This is a genomic window from Pseudomonas sp. P4_C1 (assembly GCF_056402155.1).
Map to the genome: position 1 here is coordinate 1 of NZ_JBFUHY010000020.1, position 24,869 is coordinate 24,869.

At 60.9% G+C, this 24,869-nt stretch carries 20 protein-coding genes; 2 read left to right on the forward strand and 18 right to left on the reverse strand.

Annotated elements, in window-relative coordinates; all coding sequences use genetic code 11:
• Nucleotides 1-91 precede the first annotated feature (91 nt).
• The 16 genes from AC1DU9_RS14255 to leuC all read right to left on the reverse strand — a co-directional run bounded on the left by AC1DU9_RS14255 (nucleotide 92) and on the right by leuC (nucleotide 18,688).
• Nucleotides 92-868, reverse strand: coding sequence for an SDR family oxidoreductase (locus tag AC1DU9_RS14255; RefSeq protein ID WP_477810360.1), 777 nt, complete (start codon nucleotides 866-868; stop codon nucleotides 92-94).
• Nucleotides 865-2,076 carry an O-succinylhomoserine sulfhydrylase gene (locus AC1DU9_RS14260; protein ID WP_477810361.1) on the reverse strand — a complete coding sequence of 404 codons (1,212 nt, stop codon included), beginning with the start codon at nucleotides 2,074-2,076 and terminating at the stop codon, nucleotides 865-867. The genes AC1DU9_RS14255 and AC1DU9_RS14260 overlap by 4 nt, the downstream gene beginning before the upstream one ends.
• A gap of 81 nt (nucleotides 2,077-2,157) precedes the next feature.
• A complete protein-coding gene (gene purF, locus AC1DU9_RS14265; protein WP_108217777.1) occupies nucleotides 2,158-3,663 on the reverse strand; it encodes an amidophosphoribosyltransferase in 1,506 nt (501 codons plus the stop codon).
• Between the two features lie 41 nt (nucleotides 3,664-3,704).
• Complete coding sequence (locus tag AC1DU9_RS14270) at nucleotides 3,705-4,265, reverse strand: CvpA family protein (RefSeq protein WP_223457095.1); 561 nt, start codon at nucleotides 4,263-4,265, stop codon at nucleotides 3,705-3,707.
• Between the two features lie 98 nt (nucleotides 4,266-4,363).
• A complete protein-coding gene (locus AC1DU9_RS14275; protein WP_223457093.1) occupies nucleotides 4,364-5,032 on the reverse strand; it encodes an SPOR domain-containing protein in 669 nt (222 codons plus the stop codon).
• Entirely contained in the window at nucleotides 5,016-6,323 is a 1,308-nt protein-coding gene (folC, locus tag AC1DU9_RS14280; RefSeq protein ID WP_223457090.1) for a bifunctional tetrahydrofolate synthase/dihydrofolate synthase, read from the reverse strand. Before folC ends, AC1DU9_RS14275 begins: the two co-directional genes overlap by 17 nt.
• Nucleotides 6,320-7,240, reverse strand: coding sequence for an acetyl-CoA carboxylase, carboxyltransferase subunit beta (accD, locus tag AC1DU9_RS14285; RefSeq protein ID WP_223457088.1), 921 nt, complete (start codon nucleotides 7,238-7,240; stop codon nucleotides 6,320-6,322). The genes folC and accD overlap by 4 nt, the downstream gene beginning before the upstream one ends.
• Before the next feature lie 217 nt (nucleotides 7,241-7,457).
• On the reverse strand, nucleotides 7,458-8,084 hold the full coding sequence (locus AC1DU9_RS14290; RefSeq protein WP_223457086.1) for a phosphoribosylanthranilate isomerase: 627 nt from the start codon (nucleotides 8,082-8,084) through the stop codon (nucleotides 7,458-7,460).
• A 63-nt stretch (nucleotides 8,085-8,147) separates the two neighbouring features.
• Entirely contained in the window at nucleotides 8,148-8,972 is an 825-nt protein-coding gene (gene truA, locus AC1DU9_RS14295) for a tRNA pseudouridine(38-40) synthase TruA (RefSeq protein ID WP_095943676.1), read from the reverse strand.
• 309 nt (nucleotides 8,973-9,281) lie between these two features.
• Nucleotides 9,282-11,885, reverse strand: coding sequence for a motility hub landmark protein FimV (locus AC1DU9_RS14300; RefSeq protein ID WP_477810362.1), 2,604 nt, complete (start codon nucleotides 11,883-11,885; stop codon nucleotides 9,282-9,284).
• 205 nt (nucleotides 11,886-12,090) lie between these two features.
• Nucleotides 12,091-13,101, reverse strand: coding sequence for an aspartate-semialdehyde dehydrogenase (locus AC1DU9_RS14305; protein ID WP_223457082.1), 1,011 nt, complete (start codon nucleotides 13,099-13,101; stop codon nucleotides 12,091-12,093).
• Nucleotides 13,102-13,360: 259 nt separating this feature from the next.
• Nucleotides 13,361-14,473 (reverse strand): aspartate-semialdehyde dehydrogenase, encoded by a 1,113-nt coding sequence (gene asd, locus AC1DU9_RS14310; RefSeq protein ID WP_007975660.1) that lies wholly within the window; start codon nucleotides 14,471-14,473, stop codon nucleotides 13,361-13,363.
• Between the two features lie 66 nt (nucleotides 14,474-14,539).
• The gene (gene leuB / locus AC1DU9_RS14315; protein ID WP_056722174.1) at nucleotides 14,540-15,622 is read right to left on the reverse strand and encodes a 3-isopropylmalate dehydrogenase; all 1,083 of its coding nucleotides are present in this window, start codon (nucleotides 15,620-15,622) and stop codon (nucleotides 14,540-14,542) included.
• A gap of 79 nt (nucleotides 15,623-15,701) precedes the next feature.
• Nucleotides 15,702-16,469, reverse strand: coding sequence for a class I SAM-dependent methyltransferase (locus AC1DU9_RS14320; protein ID WP_223457078.1), 768 nt, complete (start codon nucleotides 16,467-16,469; stop codon nucleotides 15,702-15,704).
• Between the two features lie 144 nt (nucleotides 16,470-16,613).
• Entirely contained in the window at nucleotides 16,614-17,258 is a 645-nt protein-coding gene (leuD, locus tag AC1DU9_RS14325; RefSeq protein ID WP_157711688.1) for a 3-isopropylmalate dehydratase small subunit, read from the reverse strand.
• Between the two features lie 11 nt (nucleotides 17,259-17,269).
• On the reverse strand, nucleotides 17,270-18,688 hold the full coding sequence (leuC, locus tag AC1DU9_RS14330) for a 3-isopropylmalate dehydratase large subunit (protein ID WP_223457076.1): 1,419 nt from the start codon (nucleotides 18,686-18,688) through the stop codon (nucleotides 17,270-17,272).
• A gap of 147 nt (nucleotides 18,689-18,835) precedes the next feature.
• On the opposite strand from leuC, the gene AC1DU9_RS14335 reads away from it, so the two are divergent.
• A complete protein-coding gene (locus AC1DU9_RS14335) occupies nucleotides 18,836-19,726 on the forward strand; it encodes a LysR family transcriptional regulator (protein WP_223457074.1) in 891 nt (296 codons plus the stop codon).
• A 67-nt stretch (nucleotides 19,727-19,793) separates the two neighbouring features.
• Complete coding sequence (locus AC1DU9_RS14340; protein ID WP_223457072.1) at nucleotides 19,794-23,072, forward strand: sensor domain-containing protein; 3,279 nt, start codon at nucleotides 19,794-19,796, stop codon at nucleotides 23,070-23,072.
• Nucleotides 23,073-23,243: 171 nt separating this feature from the next.
• Here AC1DU9_RS14340 and AC1DU9_RS14345 read toward each other — a convergent pair whose 3' ends face one another.
• Together AC1DU9_RS14345 and AC1DU9_RS14350 are read right to left on the reverse strand one after the other, a co-directional pair.
• Nucleotides 23,244-23,690: an Hsp20 family protein gene (locus AC1DU9_RS14345; protein WP_223457069.1), complete on the reverse strand. Its 447-nt coding sequence runs from the start codon at nucleotides 23,688-23,690 to the stop codon at nucleotides 23,244-23,246.
• A 129-nt stretch (nucleotides 23,691-23,819) separates the two neighbouring features.
• Nucleotides 23,820-24,779 (reverse strand): tRNA dihydrouridine synthase, encoded by a 960-nt coding sequence (locus AC1DU9_RS14350; RefSeq protein WP_108217793.1) that lies wholly within the window; start codon nucleotides 24,777-24,779, stop codon nucleotides 23,820-23,822.
• Nucleotides 24,780-24,869 lie beyond the last annotated feature (90 nt).

Sequence of the window (24,869 nt, forward strand, 5' to 3'; positions counted from 1 at the left end):
AAGCATGCTCTCTCCCTCTGTGGGAGCGAGCTTGCTCGCGATGAGGGCAGCACATTCAACATCAAATGCCGAAAACCGCACCCTGCCCCCATCACTCGCTGTAAATCATCTTCTTGGTCATGCCGCCATCGACCACGAATTCCTGGCCGGTGACAAACCCGGCGTTCCTCGACAGCAGCCAGGCCACCATCGCCGCGACATCCTCGACCGTCCCTACCCTGCCCGCCGGATGCTGGGCATGATCGGCTTCGGTCAAGGGTTCGGCACGCCGCACCGAAGGATCGCGCGCATCGATCCAGCCAGGGCTGACGGCATTGACCCGGATCTCCGGGCCAAGACTGATCGCCAACGCATGCGTCAGGGCCAACAAACCGCCCTTGCTCGCCGCGTAAGCCTCTGTGTCGGGTTCAGACTGCCCGGCGCGGGTCGAGGCCAGATTGACGATGGCACCGCTGTGAGCGCGCAGGTACGGCGCACAGTGCTTGGCCAGCAACATCGGCCCGCTGAGGTTCACCGCCAACACCCGATTCCAGTGAGCCAAGTCGAGGCTTTCCAGAGTGATGTTATGCGGATCGGCAACCGCGGCATTGCAGACCAGTGCATCCAGGCGCCCGAACTGGCCGAGCACCTCGGCCACGCCCAGTGCGACCTGCCCCTCGCTGGCGACATCCATGGTGATGAACCAGGCGTTGTCACCCAGCACCTTCGCCACTTTCGAGCCGCGCTCGCGGTCCAGATCCGTCAACACGACTTGCCAGCCTTCGCTGATCAGCCAGGCCGAGATCCCCAGGCCAATGCCCCGCGCAGCGCCGGTCACCAGCGCTACGCGGCCATTCGAGCCGGTGGTCGGTGCAGGCAACTCGATCACAACGCAGCCAGACCGCGCGCCAGATCGGCTTGCAGGTCCGCCACGTCTTCCAGACCGACCGCAACGCGGATCAGGCTGTCACGAATGCCCGCCGCTTCACGTTCCTGCGGCGCCAGGCGACCATGGGACGTGGTGCTCGGATGGGTGATGGTGGTCTTGCTGTCGCCCAGGTTGGCGGTGATCGAAATCAGGCGCGTGGCATCGATAAAGCGCCAGGCGCCCTCTTTACCACCCTTCACTTCAAAACTGACGACCGCACCGAAACCCTTCTGCTGGCGCAGCGCCAGTTCGTGCTGTGGATGACTCTTGAGACCGGCGTAATGGACTTTCTCGATGCCTTCCTGCTGCTCCAGCCATTCGGCCAGTTGCTGGGCGTTGGCACAATGGGCCTTCATCCGCAGGTTCAGGGTTTCCAGGCCCTTGAGGAAGATCCAGGCATTGAACGGGCTCAGGGTCGGCCCGGCGGTACGCAGGAAGCCCACCACCTCTTTCATCTGCTCGCTGCGACCGGCGACCACGCCGCCCATGCAACGGCCCTGGCCATCGATGAACTTGGTGGCCGAGTGCACGACGATGTCCGCGCCCATTTTCAGCGGCTGCTGCAAGGCCGGGGTGCAGAAGCAGTTGTCGACCACCAGCATCGTGCCTTTGGTGTGCGCGATTTTCGCCAGTTCGGCGATGTCGACCAATTCGGCCAGCGGGTTGGACGGCGACTCGACGAACAGCAATTTGGTATTGGCCTTGATCGCCGCGTCCCAGCCGGACAAATCCGCCAGGGCCACGTAATCGACTTCGATGCCGAAGCGCTTGAAGTACTTTTCGAACAGGCTGATGGTCGAGCCGAATACGCTACGCGACACCAGCACGTGATCACCGGCGCTGCACAGGCTCATCACCACAGCCATGATCGCGGCCATACCGGTGGCGGTGGCCACGGCCTGCTCGGCGCTTTCCAGCGCGGCGATGCGCTCTTCGAACGCGCGTACGGTCGGGTTGGTGTAGCGCGAATAAACGTTGCCCGGCACTTCGCCAGCGAAGCGCGCAGCGGCGTCGGCGGCGGTACGAAACACGTAGCTGGAGGTGAAGAACATCGGATCACCGTGTTCGCCTTCCGGCGTACGGTGCTGACCGGCGCGTACGGCCAGGGTATCGAACGCTACACCTTCGAGGTCGCTGTCCAGCCGACCGGCATCCCATTCCTGACTCATGCTCTCACTCCTTGCCCTGCTCTTGATAGATGAAGTTCTTTTTGCCAGATACAAAACCGGCCCCTCAGGGCCGGTAGATACTCAGTTGTTGTACAGATCGATGATCGCACTGACTGCCTGCGTCTTGACCTTGGAGGCATCGTTGCGTGCCTGCTCGATCTTGTTCAGGTAAGCCTCGTCGACGTCGCCGGTGACGTACTGGCCATCGAACACCGCGCAATCGAACTTGTCGATCTTGATCTTGCCGCCACCGACCGCTTCGATCAAGTCAGGCAGATCCTGATAAATCAGCCAGTCAGCGCCGATCAAGTCAGCCACGTCCTGGGTCGAACGGTTGTGGGCGATCAGTTCGTGAGCGCTCGGCATGTCGATGCCATAGACGTTCGGGTAGCGAACCGCTGGGGCCGCAGAGCAGAAGTACACGTTCTTGGCGCCAGCTTCGCGGGCCATCTGGATGATCTGCTTGCAAGTGGTACCGCGAACGATGGAGTCATCCACCAGCATCACGTTCTTGCCGCGGAATTCCAGCTCGATGGCATTGAGCTTCTGGCGTACCGACTTCTTGCGCGCAGCCTGGCCCGGCATGATGAAGGTCCGGCCGATGTAGCGGTTCTTCACGAAGCCTTCGCGGAACTTCACGCCCAGGTGGTTCGCCAGTTCCAGGGCCGCGGTGCGGCTGGTGTCCGGGATCGGGATGACCACGTCGATATCGTGATCCGGACGCTCGCGCAGGATCTTCTCGGCCAGCTTCTCACCCATGCGCAGGCGGGCCTTGTAGACCGACACGCCGTCGATGATCGAATCCGGACGCGCCAGGTACACATGTTCGAAAATGCACGGAGTCAACGACGGGTTGGTCGCGCACTGACGGGTGTGCAGCTTGCCGTCTTCAGTGATGTAGACCGCTTCGCCCGGTGCCAGGTCGCGAATCAGGGTGAAGCCGAGCACGTCCAGGGAAACGCTTTCGGAGGCGATCATGTACTCGACGCCTTCGTCGGTGTGACGCTGGCCGAACACGATCGGACGGATGCCGTGCGGGTCGCGGAAACCGACGATGCCGTAGCCGGTCACCATCGCCACGACGGCGTAGCCACCGACACAACGGTTGTGCACGTCAGTCACAGCGGCGAACACGTCTTCTTCGGTTGGCTGCAACTTGCCGCGCTGGGCCAGTTCGTGAGCGAACACGTTCAGCAGCACTTCCGAATCGGAGCTGGTGTTGACGTGGCGCAGGTCAGATTCGTAAATCTCCTTGGCCAGTTGTTCAACGTTGGTCAGGTTACCGTTGTGCGCCAGGGTGATGCCGTAAGGCGAGTTGACGTAAAACGGTTGAGCTTCGGCCGAGGTCGAGCTGCCCGCGGTCGGGTAGCGCACATGGCCAATACCCATGTGACCGACCAGGCGCTGCATGTGACGCTGATGGAACACGTCACGCACCAGGCCGTTGTCCTTGCGCAGGAATAACCGGCCATCGTGGCTGGTCACGATACCGGCAGCGTCCTGGCCGCGGTGCTGGAGGACGGTTAGCGCGTCATACAGCGCCTGATTGACGTTCGACTTACCGACGATACCGACGATGCCACACATGCGACGCAACCCCTACTTAATGGATCTGAACTGAACACAACTCACTGAGGCGTTTTGGCCATCGGCAAGAGGTGCTCCTTGAACGGTATATCAGCGGGTACGCTGATTCCGCTGGCAAGCCACTGACTGCTCCACCCGAGGATCAGGTTTTTGGACCAGTCGGCGACCAATAAAAATTTTGGCACGAGCTGTGACTCTTTCCACCACCCGTCCTGCTGTACCGGCCCCAGGCTCAACAGCCCGACGGCGATGACCACCAGCAACCCGCCACGCGCGGCGCCGAAGGCCATGCCGAGGAATCGGTCGGTCCCGGAGAGCCCGGTGACGCGAACCAGTTCGCCGATAAGATAATTGATCATTGCGCCTACGATTAAAGTGGCGACAAACATGATGGCACAGCCCGTGATTATACGAGCCGATGGCGTTTGAATGTACCCGCCGAGGTACTCGGACAGTGAGCCACCGAACATCCAGGCAACGACTCCTGCGATGATCCAGGTCAGCAGCGACAATGCTTCTTTGACGAAGCCGCGGCTCAGACTGATCAATGCGGAGATGGCGACGATCGCTACGATCGCCCAGTCAACCCAGGTAAATGGCACAGTGCAGCCTACAGACGGATAAGGCGGCGCATTTTAGCAGAGCCCGTGCTTATCGGTAAGCTGCTATTGCCAGTGCATTTCATATCGGGGCGATAGTTTTAGCCACGTTCCGGTTGAAAGCGCACCACAAACCCCTTGAGATTCTGCTGGCGGTTCAGCAAGTCACGCAGGCGGTCGGCCTCAGCGCGCTCGATCAACGGCCCGACAAACACCCGGTTTTTGCCGTCGGCGGTACGGATGTAGGCGTTGTAACCCTGGCTGCGCAGGGTTTTCTGAAGTTTTTCCGCGCTTTCACGACTCGACAGGCTGGCCAGTTGCACCGACCAGCTGACAGACAAACCATTGGCATCGACACGGCTTTGCGTGGTGTCCGGCTTGCCCGGTGCTGCGGTGATCGGCTGGGCAGGCGCTGTCGCAGGTTTGGCGGCCAGAGCCGGGACTGGCGCCGGTGCAGCCGGTTTGGCCGCTGGCGCTGGAGCCGCTGGTGCTGGAACTACCGGCGCACTTGGCACCGCCGATTCCTGCTGGGCGATTTCGTCATCGCTCGGCACGGGTTCCTGAGGCAAGGCTTGCGGCTCGGGCACCACCACGGGCTCGACCTGCACCTGGGGCATCGCAGGCGCCCGCGGAGCCGCCGGCGCTTCGACCGTCACCTGGCGCTGTTCGTCCTGGCGGGAAAACAGCATCGGCAGAAAAATCACTGCCAGCGCGACCAACACCAGGGCGCCAACCATGCGCTGCTTGTATGCCTTATCCAGCAATGCCATTTGCCGCGTCCTCCGTGGAGCGCCGGGCCAGCCATTCAAGGGCCTCGGCGACACAATAAAATGATCCGAACAACAGGATTTCGTCGTCGCTCGTGGCCCGCGCGCACTGCCCTTCCAGGGCGGCCGCGACACTTTCGTATGACGTGACCGAAGCACCCAGACCCTGCAGAGCGCCGTGCAAATCCGCAACCGGACGCGCTCGAGGCGAATCCAGCGGTGCGACAGCCCAGTGCTGGACACTAGCATTCAATTCGCCGACAACACCATCCAGATCCTTGTCCGCCAACAGCCCGAACACCGCCAGGCGCTTGCCGACCGGCGGGCGACTGGCCAGACGACGAGCCAGATACTCCGCCGCATGGGGGTTATGCCCCACATCCAGCAATAGATTCAAGCGCTTGCCTAGCCACTCGAACTCACGGCGATCCAGGCGACCGACTACCTTCGTTGCCCGCAGCGCCTCGATAATCTGCGCATCCACCCAAGGCAAGCCGAGCAGCAGGTACGCCTGCATCGCCAGCGCAGCGTTTTCCATCGGCAGATCGAGCAGTGGCAAGTCGCGCAGTTCAACTGCACGCCCTTGCGCATCGACACCGCGCCACTGCCAGTTGTGATCGGTCATACCGAGATCAAAATCGCGCCCACGCAGGAAAAACGGGCATTTTAGCTCGCGCGCCTTGTCCAGCAGAGGTTGTGGAGGATTCAGATCGCCGCAGAGCGCAGGCGCGCCCTGACGGAAAATACCGGCCTTCTCGAAGGCCACGGACTCTCGTGTATCACCGAGGTAATCCGCATGATCGACGCCAATACTGGTGACCAGCGCCACATCGGCGTCCACCACGTTGACCGTATCCAGGCGACCGCCAAGACCGACTTCCAGCACCACAGCATCGAGCCCTGAACGCTGGAATAGCCAGAACGCCGCCAGGGTGCCCATTTCGAAGTAAGTCAGGGAAGTATCGCCGCGCCCGGCCTCTACCGCGACAAAGGCCTCGCACAGCTCGGCGTCAGTGGCTTCGACGCCATTGACCTGCACCCGCTCGTTGTAACGCAGCAGGTGCGGGGAGTTGTAAACCCCCACTTTCAAGCCCTGGGCCCGCAGCAAGGACGCCACGAACGCACAGGTGGAACCCTTGCCGTTGGTCCCGGTGACCGTAATCACCCGCGGCGCCGGCTTGCCCAGTCCCATGCGGGACGCTACCTGCTGCGACCGCTCCAGGCCCATGTCGATGGCCGAAGGGTGCAACTGCTCGAGGTAGGCGAGCCATTCGCCAAGGGTACGTTGGGTCATAGGCCGACAGGTACCGGTGGAACCACGATCGGCTCGATAGGTGCAGCCACGAACTTCGGCGTTGGCAGACCCATCATTTGCGCCAGCAGGTTGCCCAGACGCGGACGCAGCTCCTGACGATCGATGATCATGTCGATGGCACCGTGCTCCAGCAGGAACTCGCTGCGCTGGAAGCCTTCCGGCAGTTTTTCACGCACGGTTTGCTCGATCACACGCGGACCGGCAAAACCGATCAACGCCTTCGGCTCACCGACAATCACGTCACCCAGCATCGCCAGACTGGCGGAAACGCCGCCGTAGACCGGATCGGTCAACACCGAGATGAACGGGATGCCCTCTTCACGCAAACGCGCCAGCACCGCGGAGGTCTTGGCCATCTGCATCAGGGAAATCAGCGCTTCCTGCATCCGCGCACCGCCGGAAGCGGCGAAGCAGATCATCGGGCAACGTTTTTCCAGGGCGTAGTTGGCGGCGCGAACGAAACGCTCACCGACGATGGCGCCCATCGAACCGCCCATGAAGGAAAACTCGAACGCCGAAACCACGACCGGCATGCCCAGCAAAGTGCCGCTCATGGAAACCAGCGCATCTTTTTCACCGGTCTGCTTTTGTGCAGCGGTCAGGCGGTCCTTGTACTTCTTGCCGTCGCGGAATTTCAGACGGTCAACCGGCTCCAGGTCCGCACCCAGCTCGGTACGACCTTCAACGTCGAGAAAAATGTCGATACGAGCGCGGGCGCCGATACGCATGTGATGGTTGCACTTGGGGCAAACGTCCAGGGTCTTTTCCAACTCTGGACGATAAAGCACAGCCTCGCAAGACGGGCATTTGTGCCAAAGACCTTCAGGCACCGAGCTCTTTTTGACCTCGGAACGCATGATCGAAGGGATCAGTTTGTCTACTAACCAGTTGCTCATGCTTTCTTTCTCCAGTACCGGCGGCCCGAACGCTCTGGTTCGCGGCCCCGTGTATGCCCTAGCGCTAAATTCATGTGTGCGGCGACGGTCGATGGACTGCCACGGTCAGCGCGAAACATGACCTGCGTGCAACCACAAACCCTCGGATCTGCCTGCTGTGTGCAGTGCATCCGCTTTGTACAGTGCAGTGGACGGCGGCAGTCTGCCAGCCGTCACATCAACAGGTGCTACCGCGTACCGCTTTGATAAATGCCTGAATCTTTGCGTGATCCTTGATGCCCTTGCTCGCCTCTACCCCGCCGCTGACATCCACGGCGTAAGGTCGAACGCGCGCAACCGCTTCGGCGACGTTATCCGGCGTCAGACCGCCCGCCAGAATGATCGGCTTGCTCAAGCCTTGCGGTATCAGTGACCAGTCAAATGCCTCACCGGTTCCTCCGGGAACGCCTTCGACATAGGTATCGAGCAAGATCCCGCTGGCACTGGCATAGGCATCACAGGCCGCGGCGATGTCATCACCCGCCTTGACCCGCAGCGCCTTGATGTACGGGCGGTGCCAACCTTCGCACTCGGCCGCGCTTTCATCGCCGTGAAATTGCAGCAGGTCCAGGGGCACCGCGTCGAGAATTTCACCCAATTCGCAACGGCTCGCATTGACGAACAAGCCCACGGTGGTTACGAACGGCGGCAGCGCCTTGATGATCGAGCGCGCCTGCTGGAACGTCACCGCACGGGGGCTTTTGGCGTAGAACACGAATCCGATGGCATCCGCCCCGGCCTCGACGGCTGCCAACGCATCTTCCATGCGGGTAATCCCACAGATCTTGCTGCGAACGGCTGACATGTCGACACAACTCCAAGACAAATCCGGGAAAGTCCCGGATGGTAACAAAAGCATCCGAGGGCGTCAGCCGCCAAGTTCCGAGAAACCGGTCAGGAAGTGTGGACCGATGTAGCGCTCGGGTAATTGGAACTCGTCACGGTACTCGACCTGAACCAGATACAAACCGAATGGATGCGCGGTCACGCCACCGGTCCGCCGAATCCGGCTCTCCAACACCTCTTTCATCCACTCCACCGGACGCTCACCAGCACCAATGGTCATCAGCACGCCGGCAATGTTGCGCACCATGTGATGCAGGAAGGCGCTGGCGCGAATATCCAGCACGATCATCTTGCCGTGACGGGTGACGCGCAGGTGGTGCAGCTCCTTGATCGGCGACTTGGCCTGGCACTGGCCGGCGCGAAACGCGCTGAAATCATGGGTGCCGAGCAGGTACTGGGCGGCCTCGGCCATGCGCTCGACGTCCAGCGGACGGTGGTTCCAGGTCACTTCTTCGTTCAGGTGTGCGGGGCGGATCTGATCGTTGTAGATCACATAGCGATAACGCCGGGCAATGGCCTTGAACCGCGCATGGAAATGCGCTGGCATGACCTTGGCCCAACTGACACTGACGTCGTGGGGCAAGTTGATGTTGGCGCCCATGGTCCAGGCCTTCATCGAACGCTCGACCTGGGTGTCGAAATGCACCACCTGTCCGCAGGCATGCACCCCGGCATCGGTACGCCCGGCGCACATCAGCGAAACGGGTGAATCGGCGACTTTGGACAAGGCGTTTTCGAGGGTTTCCTGCACGGTGAGCACCCCGGACGCCTGGCGCTGCCAGCCGCGGTAGCGCGAGCCCTTGTATTCGACGCCCAGCGCGATGCGGAAAAAGCCGTCGGCTGCCATTTCGGCGGCCGGGTTATCTATATTTGCCAAGGAGGGACAGCCTGCTGATGTACCAAAGGCGGGCATTATAAGGCCGACTGGAGGGGATGCCAGTACAACTGAGGGACTGGAGTGAATGTTAGGGCCTCATCGCGAGCAAGCTCGCTCCCACAGGGGATCTTTAGTGGATGCACATTTTGTGGTCAACACAAAACCATTGTGGGAGCGGGCTTGCCCGCGAAGGGGCCACCGCAGACGACATCAATTCATGGACCAAACAAAAACGGCAGCCTCAATAGGCTGCCGCTCTGTTTACAACCTACCGAACACTCAAGCCAGGCGCGAAAGCATTTCCTCGGCTTCACTCTTCTGCTCGGCACTGCCTTCGCTTACCACTTCATTGAGGATGTCGCGGGCACCGTCGCTGTCGCCCATGTCGATATAGGCCTGAGCCAGATCGAGCTTGGTGGCGGCTTCGTCAGTGCCCGAGAGGAAGTCGAAGTCATCATCGTCGCCCAGCGCGGCATCTGCTTCGGTGAAGGTCGGCTCGCCGATGCTGTTGGACAGGCTCTCCAGCTCGGCGTTGACATCATCCAACTCTGCTTCGAACGCATCCGGCGCGTCCATTTCATCGGCCAGCGACAGGTCGAAATCGGCCGGTAATTCCAGATCATCCAGTGCAACCTCGGGAACAGCCGGGGTTTCGGCGACCGGAAAGTCCTTCACGCCTTCGTCCAGATCCAGCAGGAAATCATCTTCAGCCAGTATCGCCGGCAACGGTTCTGCACCGAGATCCAGGTCCAGGTCGAAGTCCGACAGATCATCGAGGTTTTCCTTGATTTCAGTCTGTTGCTGCAACACCGACTCAAAACTCAGATCGTCATCCAGCGGGAATTCATCCAGGTCTGCCAGCGCCGCCACTTCAGGCTCCGGCGCAGGTGCCGGCGCCACAGGCGTGATCGCGTCCAGATCATCCAGGCTCAGGTCGAAGGCGCTGTCGAGGTCATCCTCGAACGTCGCCGGTTCTGGCTCTGGCGCCGGTGCTTGCGGCTCATCGAGCAACAGATCCTTGACGTATTGCGCGTCCAGCTCGGCGGCAACGGCGGCTGCGGCGATACCACCGGCAGCCACCAGCGCCATGGCCGGGAAGCGGCTTTTGAGCTTTTCAACCTGGGCAAAGTTATCGCCATTGGCCACCAACTGACGCTCCTGGCCGACGAACGCATCGCGATCGCCTTGCTGGCCGTAGACTTCCATCAGTTTCAAGCGCAGGTCACTGCGCTTGGGCTCCTGCTTGACGCCGTCCTCCAGCAACGCGGCAGCCTGGTTCAAGCGACCGGCATTGATGTGCGACTGGGCCTGGCCCAGCACGTCGTCGGAACGCTCGGCAGCCGGCGCCACCAATGGCGCGGCGATCGGCGTGGTCATCACGACTGGAGCAACGACCGGCGCTGGCGCGGGAGCAGGCGTCGGTGCAGTCGCCAGCTTCACGCTCGGCGACGGAACTTCCAGGCCTTCGAAGCTGGTTTCCGGCAAGTCGAAATCGGCCGAGAACGGCTGTTCTTCGGCCAAGGCACGCGCCATGCGCATATGCTTTTCGGCTTCTTGCAGGGCTTTGCGGCGGCGCGCCAGCAACAGCAGCAAGAGCAGTAGAATCACCGCACCGCCACCCACCAGGCCCAGGAGCACCGGATTGGTCAGCAACTCATTGAATTTCTGATCGTCGGATGCTGCCGGTGTTGCCTCAACGGGCTTCTCGGCCGACGCCGGAGTTGCCTCGGACGCTGGTGCAGTGTCAGCCGGAGCAGGCGCTGCGGCCGGGTTGGCAGCAAGTTCGGCCGACATTGCCGGAGCCGTCGCAGCAGCCGGGGCGCCATTTGCGCCCTCGGCCTGCAACTTGGCCAATTGGTTGTTCTTCAGCTCAATCAGGCGCTGCAGCTTGTCCACCTGGCTTTGCAGGTCGGCCATGCGGCTCTTCAGTTCGGCATTATCACGACGACTGGTGTCGAGGCTTTCCTGGGTCACCGCCAGCTTGTTGCCGAGGGCCCTGGCATCGCCGACAGGACCTTTGCCACGGTTCTTGCCGGACTCGGCAGAAACCAGGCTCAGCTTGTCGGTGGCCGCTTGAGCCGGAGCACCATCGGTGCGTGCGCGATTGGTGGCGTCGAGCTGCTGCTGCCCTGCCCCGGGTTTCGCCACATAACGACGACCCTGACGCCAGGCCTTGTTTTGCGCGGCTACTTCGGCAATGGCCTTGGGTTGCGGCAGGCCGGCGCTCTGCGCCTGGTCCGGCAGGCGCAGCACCTGGCCGGTTTTCAAGCGGTTGATGTTGCCGTCAATGAAGGCGTCCGGGTTCAGCGCCTGGATGGCGAGCATGGTTTGCTGGATCGAACCGCCATTACGCGCCTTCGCGGCGATTTCCCACAGGGTATCGCGCGGTGTGGTGGTGTATTGGGACGCCTTGGTCGCACCGGTTACGGGTGCGGCAACCGTTGACGTCGGTTGCGCAGCCGCTTCAGCGGTTTGCGGCGAGAATTTGGACGGATCGAGCAGCACACTGTAGTCGCGCAGCAAACGACCGTTCGGCCACATGACCTGAACCAGGAACTTCACCATGGGTTCGGAGAGTGGCTTGCTGGAGGTCACGCGCAGGATGCTTTTGCCGCTGGCGTTTAGCACCGGGGTGAAGGTCAAGTCGTTCAGAAACGCCTGGCGGTCGACACCGGCCTTGGCGAAATCGTCTGGTGAGGCCAGGCTCGGCACCACTTCGGCAGCGGTGAGTTCCTTGACGTCGAGCAATTCGATTTCCGCCACCAACGGCTGGTTCAGCGTCGATTTCAGGGTCAGCTCCCCGAGCCCGAGGGCATGCGCCATACCGGAGGACAGCGCCGAGGCGGCCGCTATTGCTAACACCAGTTTGCGAACTTGAACCATTAGCTCATCCTTAGTTTGAACATTCCTCGGCCAGCGAGAAGGTATTGATAGTCGCTGCCGTAAGGCATTGCGCGCAACGGCGAGAGTCGTCGCGCGCGGTCATTTCATTAATGCCCGGCAAAGCCCCGCAGAGCGGCTCGCCTTCAGCACTCCGGCAAGCATAGGCTCGCCCGGAATCAATCGACAAATTGTTGCAAAGTATCTTTTACAGCAGGTCTTTAAGCAACAACTCAGCCAGCTGCACAGCGTTGAGCGCCGCGCCTTTGCGTACGTTATCTGACGTCAGCCACAGATTAAGTTCCGACGGGTCGTCGATACCCTGGCGAACCCGACCGACGTAGACCACATCCTGCCCTACCGCATCGCCCACCGGGGTCGGGTAATCGCCGGCTTCCACCAGCTCGATGCCGGGTGCGTCTTCCAGGGCCGCATTGATTTTCACCAGGTCGATTTCACTCGCGGACTGCAGGGTCACGCTATAGCTATCGCCAAAAAACACCGGGGCTTGAATGCAAGTGACAGAAATCTTCAATGACGGCCGCGCCATGACCTGACGCAGCTCACGCACCAGGCGCTTTTCCAGCAACGTATGGCCTTGCTCATCCGGTTTGCCGACCTGGGCCAACAGGTTGAAGGCCATCTGCCGATCAAAGAATTTCGGCTCCAGCGGCCGCACATTCAGTAGCTCGGCGGTCTGCCGCGCCAGCTCGCTCACGGCTTCGCGGCCCTGGGCCGATACCGCCAGGCTGGCGGTCAGGCTGATGCGCTGCAAATCGAGCAAATCCATCAGCGGCGCGAGCACCACCGCCAGCGTGGTGGCCGACGGACTTGGACTGCTGACCTGAAACGGTTTTTTCAAGCCAGCCAACACCTGGGCGTTCGCCTCAGGCACGACCTGCGGCGCCTTTTCGGCCGGCAAGGCACCGGAGAGATCGATCACCGAGCATCCGGCATCGGTCGCGCGGGAAGCAAAACTCAACGAAACCGCCGGGCCGGCCGCGAAAAACCCAAGCTGCACCTTGCTGAAGTCGAACTCATCGACTTCCCGTACCCGCACGTTCTTGCCGCGAAACGGTACGGAACTGCCGGCCGATTCGCTGCTGGCCAACAGATGAAGGGTGCCGATCGGGAAATCGCGCTCTTCGAGAATCTGCACGAGTGTTTCGCCGACAGTACCGGTGGCGCCGATCACGGCAATATCAATGGACTGGCTCATGGGTTTTACCTCTGGCGAAACGGGGGGAGCGGCACTTTACCGGGTGACTGGCATGCAGGCAATTCTGTGGTGCCTGACCTGGCCCCATCGCGAGCAAGCTCGCTCCCACAGGGGCTGATGGTGTACACAAAATTTCTATTCAACTCCAACTCTCTGTGGGAGCGAGCTTGCTCGCGATGAGGCCGGCACTGACGACGCTACTTGCATAAAAAAACCCGCACCTCTTTCAAGGCGCGGGTTCTTTCATTGCATCAACCGATCAACGCTCGAGCAGGATCCGCAGCATGCGGCGCAGCGGTTCGGCCGCGCCCCACAACAACTGGTCGCCAACGGTGAACGCGCCGACGAACTGCGAACCCATGTTCAGCTTGCGCAGACGGCCAACCGGGATGTTCAGGGTGCCGGTGACCTTGTTCGGGCTCAGCTCCTGAATGCTGGTCTCACGGCTGTTCGGCACCAGCTTGACCCAAGGGTTGTGCTGGCTGATCAGCCCTTCGATATCAGCGATCGGCACATCTTTGTTCAGCTTGATGGTCAGCGCCTGGCTGTGGCAGCGCATGGCGCCGATACGCACACAGATGCCATCGACCGGGATCGGGCTCTTGAAGCGACCGAGGATCTTGTTGGTCTCGGCCTGGGCCTTCCACTCTTCGCGGCTCTGGCCGTTCGGCAGTTCCTTGTCGATCCACGGGATCAGGCTGCCGGCCAGCGGTACGCCGAAGTTTTCGGTCGGGTACGCGTCGCTGCGCATGGCTTCGGCAACACGACGGTCGATGTCGAGGATCGCGCTGGCCGGATCGGCCAGTTGATCGGCAACAGCGGCGTGGGTCGCGCCCATCTGCTTGATCAGTTCACGCATGTTCTGCGCGCCGGCACCGGAGGCCGCCTGATAGGTCATGGCGCTCATCCACTCCACCAGACCGGCTTCGAACAGGCCACCCAGGCCCATCAGCATCAGGCTGACGGTACAGTTGCCGCCGATGTAGTTCTTGGTGCCCGCGTCCAGTTGCTGGTCGATGACCTTGCGGTTCACCGGGTCCAGAACGATCACCGCGTCATCCTGCATACGCAGGCTGGAAGCGGCGTCGATCCAGTAGCCCTGCCAGCCGGCTTCACGCAGCTTGGGGAAGACTTCGCTGGTGTAGTCGCCACCCTGGCAGGTCAGAATCACGTCGAGGGTTTTCAGCTCTTCAATGCTGTAAGCGTCCTTGAGCGGAGCAATGTCCTTGCCCACGGACGGGCCTTGGCCACCGACATTGGAAGTGGTGAAAAACACCGGCTCGATAAGATCGAAATCCTGCTCTTCCAGCATCCGCTGCATGAGCACGGAACCGACCATACCGCGCCAACCGATCAGACCTACACGTTTCATCGCAACTACACCTTCTTGAAATGTGGGCCGCTGCTTTGTAATGAATTTGGCAGCGGGCCCGAGAGATTACAGATTCCGCAGCGCGGCGACTACTGCGTCACCCATTTCCTGCGTACCGACTTTAGTGCAACCGGCCGACCAGATGTCGCCCGTGCGCAAACCCTGATCCAGCACCAGGCTGACGGCTTTCTCGATGGCATCGGCCGCGGCCTGCTGGTTGAAACTGTAACGCAGCATCATCGACACCGACAAAATGGTCGCCAGCGGGTTGGCAATGCCCTTGCCCGCGATGTCCGGCGCCGAACCGTGGCACGGCTCGTACATGCCTTTGTTGTTGGTGTCCAGGGACGCCGACGGCAGCATGCCGATGGAACCGGTGAGCATCGAGGCCTGGTCGGACAGGATATCGCCGAACATGTTGTCGGTGACGATCACGTCGAACTGCTTCGGTGCGCGCACCAGCTGCATGGCGGCGTTGTCGACGTACATGTGGCTCAGTTCGACTTCAGGATAATCCTTGGCCACTTGCTCGACCACTTCACGCCACAGCTGGCTGGAGGCCAGTACGTTGGCCTTGTCCACCGAGCACAGCTTCTTGCCACGCACCATGGCCATGTCGAAGCCGACACGGGCGATACGACGGATTTCGCTTTCGCTGTACGGCAGGGTGTCGTAGGACTGACGCTCGCCGTTTTCCAGGGTGCGGGTGCCGCGAGGCGCGCCGAAGTAGATACCGCCGGTCAGCTCACGCACGATCAGGATGTCCAGCCCGGAAACGATCTCCGGCTTCAGGCTGGAAGCCTCGGCCAGTTGCGGGTACAGGATCGCCGGACGCAGGTTGCCGAACAGGCCCAGTTGCGCACGGATCTTCAGCAGGCCGCGCTCAGGGCGGATATCACGTTCGATGGCATCCCATTTCGGGCCGCCAACGGCGCCCAGCAACACGGCGTCGGCCGCGCGGGCACGCTCCAGGGTTTCGTCGGCCAGGGGCACGCCGTGCTTGTCGATGGCAGCGCCACCGATCACGTCATGGCTCAACTCGAAGCCCAGGGCGAACTTGTCACTGGCCAGCTCCAGAACCTTGACCGCTTCGGCCATGATTTCCGGGCCAATACCGTCACCTGGGAGAATCAGAATCTGCTTGCTCATGCTTTCCTCATGTCATCTGTCGGTGCGCCCTGGGGCGCTCCCGGAAAAATTCTATCGTTCGGCGCTCTTCTTTCAGAGCTTATCGTTCAGCCATCAGCACCAGTACATCGGTACTGAACGAACCATCGGCCTCAATCTCAAAATATTCGCGTACTTCATTGCCCATCGACTGCTGCAACTCGCGGATCGCCGCGCGCATCACTTCAGGCGTGCGCATGCGCTCGACCCAGCTGTTGTACTCCAGACGCAGACGCTGACGAGTGGTACTGCGCGTGTGCAGCCCCGCCTCACTGACCTGGCGCAACCACTCACCGGCGGAATAATCGCGCACATGGCTGGTGTCGCGCAGCACTTCGACGCTTTGCAGGTAAGTGTCGAACAGCGGGCTACCCGGTGACAATACGTCGACGAACGCCGCCACACCGCCCGGTTTCAACACCCGGCGCACTTCCCGCAACGCCACGCCGAGATCGCTCCAATGGTGCGCCGAATAACGGCTGAAGACGAAATCGAATTCGCCATCGGCGAACGGCAGGCGCTCGGCGGCACCGTTGACCGTGGACACGTTGCTCAAACCACGATCGATGGCGGCAGCGGTCACCACATCGAGCATCTGCTGCGACAGGTCGTAGGCCACCACTTCTTTCACCAATGAGGCTACGTGAAAGCTCACGTGACCTGCGCCGCAGCCAAGGTCCAGCACCCGTGCCTCGCCCTGCCCGGCCAGCTCAGCCTGCAGCAGCGCGAATTCGGTGCCTTGAGCGTGTACGGCGCTGCTCAGGTAGGCCGCAGCCTGTTCACCGAATTGCTTCTGGACTACCTGGGTGTGCTGGGCGGTGCTGGTCATGGGGACTTCCTTTTGGGGGTGAGTCTTGGGGTGTCTTTTCTGGCCTCATCGCGAGCAAGCTCGCTCCCACAGGTTTTGTGAACACCGCAAATCCAATGTGGGAGCGAGCTTGCTCGCGATGACGGCATTACGCCTTACGCAAAATCAAGCGTCGCGAAACAACCACGGCTGGCTAGCCCGGTGCTTGGCCTCAAACGTCGCAATCGCCTCATGGTCCTGCAACGTCAGGCCGATATCGTCCAGGCCGTTGAGCAGGCAATGCTTGCGGAACGCGTCGATTTCAAAGCTCAGCACCTTGCCGTCAGGGCGGGTCACGGTCTGGGCTTGCAGATCGACCTGCAACTGATAACCCGGATTGGCCTCGACCTGCTGGAACAGTTCGTCGACTTCGGCATCGCTCAGGATGATCGGCAGCAAGCCGTTCTTGAAACTGTTGTTGAAGAAGATGTCGGCGTAGCTCGGCGCGATGATGCTGCGGAAACCGTATTCCTCCAGCGCCCACGGCGCGTGTTCACGGCTGGAGCCGCAACCGAAGTTTTCGCGGGCCAACAGTACGCTGGCGCCTTGATAACGCTCGGCGTTAAGGACGAAGTCCTTGTTCAGCGGACGCTTGGAGTTGTCCTGGTAAGGCTGGCCCACATCCAGGTAACGCCATTCATCGAACAGGTTCGGGCCAAAACCCGTGCGCTTGATCGACTTCAGGAATTGCTTCGGAATGATCTGGTCGGTGTCGACGTTGGCACGATCCAAAGGCGCGACAAGTCCAGTGTGCTGGGTAAAAGCTTTCATGCTGTGCTCCTTTAGATCAATTCACGGACGTCGATGAAACGACCGTTCACAGCGGCTGCGGCGGCCATGGCCGGGCTGACGAGGTGAGTACGACCACCAGCGCCCTGACGACCTTCGAAGTTACGGTTGGAGGTCGAAGCGCAGTGCTCGCCGGACTCCAAACGGTCCGGGTTCATCGCCAGACACATCGAGCAACCCGGCTCGCGCCATTCGAAACCAGCCTCGAGGAAAATCTTGTCCAGGCCTTCCGATTCAGCCTGGGCTTTGACCAGACCCGAGCCCGGCACGACGATGGCCTGCTTGATGGTCGAGGCCACTTTGCGGCCCTTGGCGATCACGGCCGCCGCACGCAGGTCTTCGATCCGCGAGTTGGTGCAGGAACCGATGAACACGCGGTCGAGCTGAATGTCGGTGATCGCCTGGTTGGCGGTCAAACCCATGTATTTCAAGGCACGGACGATGGAGTCGCGCTTGACCAAGTCCATTTCCTTCGCAGGATCCGGCACGTTCTGATCCACCGCCAACACCATCTCAGGCGAAGTGCCCCAGCTGACTTGCGGCTTGATCTGGGTGGCATCGAGCTCGACAACAGTATCGAACTTGGCGTCGGCGTCAGACACCAGGTCTTTCCAGGCTTCGACGGCCAGATCCCATTCCGCGCCTTTCGGTGCGAAAGGACGACCCTTGACGTATTCCACGGTTTTTTCGTCAGCCGCTACCAGGCCCACACGAGCGCCGGCTTCGATGGACATGTTGCAGATGGTCATGCGGCCTTCCACGGACAGGTCGCGAATCGCACTGCCGGCGAATTCGATGGCGTGGCCGTTACCGCCGGCGGTGCCGATCTTGCCGATCACGGCGAGCACGATGTCCTTGGCGGTCACGCCGAACGGCAATTGGCCTTCGACCCGTACCAGCATGTTTTTCATTTTCTTGGCGACCAGGCACTGGGTGGCGAGCACATGCTCGACCTCGGAAGTACCGATACCGTGCGCCAATGCGCCGAATGCGCCGTGGGTCGAGGTGTGGGAGTCGCCGCAGACCACGGTCATGCCCGGCAAGGTCGCGCCCTGCTCCGGGCCGATGACGTGGACGATGCCCTGGCGAACGTCGTTCATCTTGAACTCGACGATGCCGTATTCATCGCAGTTGTCGTCGAGGGTCTGCACTTGCAGACGCGAGACCTGGTCAACGATGGCGTCGATGCCGCCCTTGCGCTCCGGCGTGGTCGGTACGTTGTGGTCCGGGGTCGCGATGTTGGCATCGATGCGCCATGGCTTGCGCCCGGCCAGACGCAGGCCTTCGAAGGCTTGCGGCGAGGTCACTTCGTGGATGATGTGACGATCGATGTAGATCAGCGCAGAGCCATCGTCGCGCTGCTTGACCAAATGCGAATCCCAGAGCTTGTCGTAGAGCGTTTTGCCGGCCATCAGACGGTTCCTCATCAGCTTGTTTCTATGCCCCGGGTCTTGAAGTGCTCAATAACCCTCTGGCTTGTGAGGCTGATCCTATGGGGTTACATTAAATAACTCAAATTCATATTTTTTATGCTTTGGATAACCAACTGGAATACAACCATGGACCTGGCCAACCTCAATGCCTTTATAGCCATCGCCGAAACCGGCAGCTTCTCCGGCGCCGGCGAACGGCTGCACCTGACCCAGCCGGCCATCAGCAAACGCATCGCCGGGCTGGAGCAGCAATTGAAGGTGCGGCTGTTCGATCGCCTGGGTCGTGAAGTGGGCCTGACCGAAGCCGGGCGCGCCCTGCTGCCGCGGGCCTACCAGATTCTGAATGTTCTCGATGATACGCGCCGCGCCCTGACCAACCTCACAGGCGAGGTGACCGGTCGTCTGACCCTGGCCACCAGTCACCACATCGGCCTGCACCGCTTGCCGCCTTTATTAAGGGAGTTCACCCGACGTTATCCCGAGGTGGCGCTGGATATTCAGTTCCTCGATTCGGAAGTGGCCTACGAGGAAATTCTCCATGGCCGCGCCGAACTGGCGGTCATCACCCTGGCACCGGAACCCCATGCGCTGGTCAAGGCCACCCCGGTGTGGGACGACCCGCTGGATTTCGTGGTCGCCCCGGAGCATTCGCTGCTCAATAGCGGCAAGGTCAGCCTGGCGGACATCGCCCGGCACCCGGCAGTATTCCCCGGCGGCAACACGTTTACCCACCACATCGTGCAACGGCTGTTTGAAGCCCAGGGCCTGACGCCAAACATCGCCATGAGCACCAACTATCTGGAAACCATCAAGATGATGGTCTCGATTGGCCTGGCCTGGAGCGTTTTGCCGCGCACCATGCTCGATGACCAGGTAGCACGCATACCTTTACCGGGCATACAGCTCACTCGCCAGCTAGGCTATATCCTGCACACGGAACGGACGCTGTCGAATGCTGCGCGGGCCTTCATGGCCTTGCTGGACGCTCAACTCGATCCGCCAGGGACTCAAGGCTAACTTGTGCTACTCCTATAGAGCCGAGAATTCCTGCAACAAAGGCCCAAACTCAGCCCAAGGCTTGCCAATGCCGAAATCTGTAGACCGTATTCCGCCGATGCCGCGAATTCAGGCACTTGATCCGAAAAGCTCCGAACAGAGCTGGGAAAGTGCCTCGCAATTACTGGCCGCGCTCAACGGTGCGCGCCTGGGCGCCTGGTATTGGGACATCGAGCGCGGGCAGATCAGCTGGTCCCGGGGCACGCAGGCGCTGTTCGGCTTCGACCCCCGCAAACCATTGCCATCGGATCTGGAATACCTCGACCTGCTGCCCCCGGAAGATCGCGCGAAAACCCTTCGCGCCTTCCACGCGGTCATTGCTGGCGCGCCACTGGAGCAAGCGATGCATCACCGCATCCGCTGGCCCGATGGCAGCCTGCACTGGCTGGAAATCAACGGCAGCCTGTTGCCGGACAAGCACGGCAGGCCACGGATGATCGGCGTAATCCGCGAGATTACCCACCAGCGTCAGCGCGAACAGGCGTTGAGCAGCTCGGAAAAACGCTTCGCCACACTGTTCCACCTGTGCCCGAACATGGTCCTGCTGACCCGCCAGGAGGACGGCCTGATCTCCGAAGCCAACCAGTATTTCGAAAGCCTGTTCGGTTGGCCGGTACAAAACGCGATCGGCCGCACCACCCTGGAACTGGGGTTGTGGGTGTATCCCGAGCAACGGGCCGATCTGGTCAAGGCCACCAAGGCCAAAGGCGACCTGGTAAGCATGGAAGTGCAGTTTCGCGCCAGCAATGGCCAGATCCATGACGGTATCCTCAGTGCGCAAAAAGTCGAGCTCGAAGGCCAGCCCTATCTACTGAGCACGTTCCTGGACACTACCGAACGCAAAGTCGCCGAACATGCCCTCAAGGACAGCCAGGAACGCCTCGACCTGGCCCTGGACTCCGCGCAGCTCGGCACCTGGGACTGGCACATTCCCAGCGGCATGCTCTACGGATCGGCACGGGCCGCCCAACTGCACGGCCTGGACGCCAAACCCTTTCACGAGTCCTTCGACGAGTTTTTCGAAGGCGTGCCCGGCAACGAACGCGACACCATGCGCGACGCTTACCGCAGCCTGCGTGAAGGCCCGGCCGGCAACTATCAATTGACCTACCGCGTGCAATTGCCCGACGGCAGCTCGCGCTACCTGGAAAGCCGCGCCCGCCTCTACCGCGATGACAACGGCGTGCCGGTGCGCATGGCCGGTACATTGCTCGACATCACTGACCAGGTGGAGCGCGAACAACGGCTGGTGGCCTCCGAAGAGAAATTCGCCACACTGTTCCAGGTCAGCCCCGATCCGATTTGCGTCACCCACCAGGACAGCGGCCAGTTCATTGAAATCAACTCCAGCTTCACCCAGACCTTCGGCTGGAGCACCGCCGATGTGATCGGCCGCAGCGCCGACGAAATAGGCCTGTGGGACGCTTCAGCGAAAAGTCTGCGACGGATCGAACAAGTGATCCGCGAACAAGGCCTGAACAACGTCGCCATACTCGTCCAGCACAAGGACGGACAGGTCCTGACCTGCGTGATTTCCAGCCGCCAGATCAGCGTCGGCGACCAGCCCTGCATCGTCACCACGCTGCGCGATATCACCCAGCAACAGCGCTCGGAAGCGGCGCTCAAGGCCAGTGAAGAGAAATTCGCCAAGGCGTTCCACTCCAGCCCCGACGCCATCACCATCACCGAGCGCGACACCGGACGCTATCTGGAGGTCAACGACGGTTTCTGCCGCCTGACCGGTTACCGCGCCGAAGAAGTGGTGGGCCGCACGGTGTATCAGGTGGGAATTTGGGCCGAAGAAAAACAACGCTCGGCGCTGCTCGCCGAATTGCAGATCAAGGGTCGGGTTCATCACCAGGAAATGCTCGGGCGCAACAAGCGCGGCGAACTGCTCACCGTCGAAGTCTCGGTGGAACCGATCACCCTCAATGAAACCGCCTGCCTGCTGTTGACCGCGCGGGACGTCAGCCTGCTGAAAAACGCCGAAGCGCAGATTCGCCATCTGGCCTACCACGACTCACTGACCAACCTGCCCAATCGGGCGCTGCTGATGGATCGGCTCAGTCAGCAAATTGCCCTGCTCAAACGCCACAATTTACGTGGTGCGCTGATGTTCCTCGACCTGGACCACTTCAAGCACATCAACGACTCCCTCGGGCATCCGGTGGGCGATACCGTGCTGAAAATCATCACCGCGCGCCTGGAGGCCAGCGTGCGCATGGAGGACACCGTTGCGCGTCTGGGCGGTGACGAATTCGTAATACTGCTCAGCGGTCTCGAAGGCTCGCGCAGCGAGGTCAGCGATCAGGTACGCGAACTGGCCGACACCATCCGCGAACTGCTGTCCGAACCGATGTTCCTCGACGGCCAGCGCCTGCAAGTGACGCCAAGCATCGGCATTGCGCTGATCCCCGATCACGGTTCGACCCCGACCGACCTGCTCAAGCGCGCCGACATCGCGCTCTATCGCGCCAAGGACTCGGGGCGCAATACCGCGCAGATGTTCCACAACACCATGCAGAAGGCCGCGAGCGAACGCCTGCGCATGGAAACCGACTTGCGCCTGGCGCTTTCCCGGGGTGAGTTTCGCGTGCATTACCAACCCCAGGTCGACGCCCGGGGCGACCGCATCGTCGGTGCAGAGGCCTTGGTGCGCTGGAATCATCCGGAGCTCGGCAGGCAGTCACCCACCGAGTTCATCAAGGTGCTGGAAGACAGCGGACTGATTCTGGAGGTCGGCACCTGGATCCTCGACGAAGCCTGCCAGGCCTTCAAACAACTGATCGACAAAGGCTTGATAGACCCTTACAAATTCAGCTTGTGCGTGAACATCAGCCCGCGCCAGTTCCGCCAGAACGACTTCGTCGAGCGCGTCGAAAACAGCCTGTCCAGCTATGGCCTGCCCTGCTCCCTGTTGAAACTGGAAATCACCGAAGGCATCGTCATCCAGAACCTGGAGGACACCATCAGCAAAATGCGCCGCCTGAAAAAACTCGGTGTGAGCTTCGCCATGGACGACTTCGGCACCGGCTATTCCTCGCTGACGTACCTCAAGCGCTTGCCGGTCGACACCCTGAAAATCGACCAGTCGTTCATCCGCGACGCCACCAGCGACCCGAACGACGCCGAGATCATCCGCGCCATCGTCGCCATGGCCCACAGCCTGGATTTGAAGGTGATTGCCGAAGGGGTCGAAACAGCGGAGCAGCTGGAGTTCTTACAGGGGCTGGAGTGCCATTTCTACCAAGGGTATTTGCACAGTCAGCCGTTGCCGGTGGAAGAGTTCCAAAAACTGCTGAAATAACACCACTCCTGTAGGAGCGAGCCTGCTCGCGATGCACGCGAACGATTACGCGTGCTGGCTGGAAAAATCCGGTTTCCTTCACATGAGTGCAAAAAAAGACCCCGACAAGTCGGGGTCTTTTTGTTTCGGCCGGCTACCTGATCAATCACACGACCCGGCTTCGGGCTCGGCTCAGTGTTGCAGAGCCTTCTTCTGCGTGCCGTTGATCGGGATGCGCTTGGCTTTCGCCTCTTCCGGTACCACCCGCAACAGGTCGATGCTCAACAGACCGTTGCTCAGGCCGGCAGCCTTGATCTCGATGTGGTCCGCCAGGCGGAAGGACAGTTTGAAGGCACGCTGCGCAATGCCCTGATACAGATAAGTGACGTCTTCGTTCGCGTCGCGTTTGCCGCCACTGATGGTCAGCACGCCTTTCTCGACTTCGAGCTCCAGATCTTCTTCCTGGAAACCTGCCGCGGCAATGACGATGCGGTATAGATCGTCGCCGTGTTTTTCCACGTTGTAAGGTGGATAGGTGCTGCCTGGCTCATTGCGCAAGGCGGTTTCGAACAGGTCGTTGAAACGATCGAAACCTACCGAGGAACGGAACAGTGGTGCCATCGAAAATGTAGTTGCCATGATTCAAATCTCCTGAAAACAATCAGCAAGGTTTTTTGTCTCCGCGACCCGAATTCGGCATCGCGTAATCCTTAGATAGGGACCGCTGATTGCATTTCAAGAGATTTTTTTCAGCTTTTTTTAAAAATTTCAGGCTGCTTCCGCCACGGGCAGACCCAGCAAATGCGAGACATTATCCAGCTCGGTCTCACGGCGCAGCACGGTGAACAGCTCTACCGCCTCGGGATAATTGCGGGTCAGCATCGCCAGCCATTGCTTCAAGCGACCCGGCGATTGACGCGGCGTCATCTGCGCTTTGGCTTGCAGCCAGAAGTCCTGGATCAGCGGCAGCAACTCGGCCCAGGTCATCTCGACCACCTCCTCCCCGGCCCGCGCTGCAGCGATCTGCCGGGCGAGATCCGGGCGCGAAACCAGGCCACGACCGAGCATGATGTCTTCAACGCCGCTGATCTCGCGGCAACGCCGCCAGTCTTCGACGCTCCAGATATCACCATTGGCGAACACCGGCACCTTGACCACATCCTGCACGCGAGGGATCCATTCCCAGTGCGCTGGCGGCTTGTAGCCATCCACCTTGGTCCGCGCGTGCACCACGATATGTTCCGCACCGCCTTCGGCCAGGGCCGTAGCGCACACCAGCGAACCGTCCGGGCTATCGAAGCCCAGGCGCATCTTGGCGGTCACCGGAATGTGCGCGGGGACGGCGCGGCGGACGTGCTCGACGATCTGGTTGAGCAGCTCGGGCTCCTTGAGCAGTACCGCGCCACCACGGGATTTGTTGACGGTCTTGGCCGGGCAGCCGAAGTTCAGGTCGATCACTTCGGAACCCAGCTCGCAAGCCAGCGCGGCATTTTCCGCCAGGCACACCGGATCGGAACCGAGCAATTGCACACGCAGCGGCACACCGGAGGCAGTCCGGGCACCGTTGAGCAACTCCGGGCCGAACTTGTGGAAATAGGCAGGTGTCAGCAACTGGTCGTTGACCCGAATGAACTCGGTCACGCACCAGTCAATACCACCCACGCGGGTCAGCACATCGCGCAGGATGTCGTCGACCAACCCCTCCATGGGCGCCAAAGCAATTTGCATGAAAAACACACTCGAGGAAAAACGTGCGGCAGTTTACTGGATATCGCAAGCAAACTGCAGAACAACGCAGACCCTGTGGGAGCGAGCTTG